The sequence below is a fragment of the Isoptericola sp. NPDC019482 genome (assembly GCF_040632295.1).
Lineage (GTDB): Bacteria > Actinomycetota > Actinomycetes > Actinomycetales > Cellulomonadaceae > Isoptericola.
The window spans coordinates 1-1374 of the sequence record NZ_JBEYBQ010000078.1 but is presented as its reverse complement, the minus strand read 5'-3'; the positions used below and the strand labels follow the sequence as shown (position 1 = coordinate 1374).

Below are 1374 nucleotides of genomic sequence, written 5' to 3'. Positions count from 1 at the left end.
CGGATGCTCCTATGGATCGTCAAGGGGCGGGGTAGGTGCTGCCGGTGGTTTGGGTCGGGGTTCTTAGGACGTGGTAGATCTCGCGGGCGATGAGTCGTTTGAGGCAGCGGATGATGTCTTTCTTCGACAGGCCTTCGCGGGTGCGGCGCTCGACGTAGTCGCGGGTGCGTGGGTCCCAGCGCATCCGGCACAACGTGATCCGGTAGAGCGCGGCGTTCGCTTGTCGGTCGCCTCCGCGGTTGAGGCGGTGGCGGTGGGTCTTGCCCGAGGAAGCCGGGATGGGTGCGACCCCGCAGAGCATCGCGAATGCGGCCTCGGAGTGCAGGCGTTCGGCGTTCTGCCCGGCGGTGACCAGGAGTTGCCCGGCAACGTCGGGCCCGACGCCGTTCAGCTCGAGAAGGCGCGGGTTGATGCGTTGCACGAGGGGTTCGATCAGGGCGTCGAGCTCGGTGATCTCGGTCGTCAGGGCGCCGTGGCGGCGGGCCAGGGACCGTAGTGCGATCCGGGCTGCGTGGGCGGGTTCACCTGCCTGGGCGGTATCGGGTCGCAGCGCGCGACAGGTGTCCAGGAGGCGGGCGTCGGGGAGGGCGCGAAGCCGTTCGCGCACGTCATCTGCAGCGGTGATCAACAGCGTCTTGATCCGTCGCAGGCAGTCCGCGCGCTGATCCACCGCGCTGCGGCGGGCGACGCGCAGGTTGCGCAGCGCCTCGACCTGACCGGCGCGGTCCTTCGGTGTCCCGGTGCGGGTTCCGGCGAGTGCGGCTCGCGCGGCCGCCTGAGCGTCCAGGGGGTCGGACTTGCCCGCGAACCTGCGGGCCTTGCGGTCCGGGCGGTCGACCTCGACCATCGAGACACCCGCACCGGTGAGGTATCGGGCCAGGCCGGCACCGTAGGCCCCGGTTCCCTCGACCCCGACGACGCGCAGCATCCCGAAGCCCCGCAGCCAAGCCAGCAACCGCCGGTAGCCGGCCGCGGTGGCGGGGAACTGCTGATCCGCGATCACCCGTCCGGCCGCGTCCAGGGCCGCGACGGTATGGGTGTCCTGATGGGTATCCACCCCGCCCACGACCCCGAACCGGGCCTCGTGCTGGACGGGTAGCTGGGCGGGTACTGGTGTTCGTGCGATGGTGGACATCGTCGTCCTCTCACTCGACCGGGTAGGGCGGCACGCACCGCCGGGCGAGCGGACAAGACAGTGATGGGTGCCTGCTGGCACAGGCTCCTATGAGGTCACACCGCCACGACCAGTGAGTGCAGACGAGCCCCGCAGCAGGCCGCACCGACAGATCCGGTTCAAGACCCGAAGTCAGTCAGGCGGAGGGTCAGGAACGACCCGCTGCGGGGCTCGACTACATCATCCTCACTGTCAGGCGG

The 1374-nt window shown here is 69.9% G+C and carries 1 protein-coding gene; it reads right to left on the bottom strand.

Features of this window, described 5'->3' with window-relative positions; all coding sequences use genetic code 11:
* Positions 1-19: 19 nt before the first annotated feature.
* Positions 20-1135: an IS110 family transposase gene (locus ABZ493_RS21745; RefSeq protein ID WP_430584197.1), complete on the bottom strand. Its 1116-nt coding sequence runs from the start codon at positions 1133-1135 to the stop codon at positions 20-22.
* Positions 1136-1374 lie beyond the last annotated feature (239 nt).

What these genes read in the sequence shown, in the direction of transcription:
- ABZ493_RS21745 (WP_430584197.1), bottom strand. Translation starts at nt 1,135, where the DNA reads ATGTCCACCATCGCACGAACACCAGTACCCGCCCAGCTACCCGTCCAG.